At 66.7% G+C, this 363-nt stretch carries 1 pseudogene; it reads right to left on the bottom strand.

What is annotated here, in order from left to right:
- Positions 1-363: pseudogene (locus tag KVT32_RS29145) on the bottom strand (FUSC family protein); the annotation flags it as partial.

Raw genomic sequence — 363 nt, 5'->3', positions numbered from 1 at the left:
GCCTGCACCAGATTGCGCTTGCGCAGCCGGCCGATGGCTGCCGAGGAAGATCAGGCCGACCCGCAAGGGCAAGTCGGCCGGCGGCACCGGCGAATAGGCGCCGATCGAGGCGGCCATGATGAAGAACAGGCTGCCCGGCGGCACCACCCGGTAGAAGCGGCAGACCATCGTCACCAGGATGCTGGCGAAGACCAGCGCGGGAATCATCAGGCCGGGCAGGAAATGGCTCATCACGCCGAGCGCGTAGCAGGCCGTCATGCCGAAGGCGGCCGCCATCACCATCACCATGCGGTGCGACATCGGCGTATTCGGCAGGTAGATGAAGACCAGGCCGCCGAGGGACGCGACCAGCCCGTAATCCAT

It is taken from the genome of Achromobacter sp. GbtcB20, from assembly GCF_019091095.1.
Lineage (GTDB): Bacteria > Pseudomonadota > Gammaproteobacteria > Burkholderiales > Burkholderiaceae_B > Achromobacter > Achromobacter mucicolens.
Note: the sequence above shows the minus strand (reverse complement) of the source record. Positions and strands in the feature narration are given on the sequence as shown.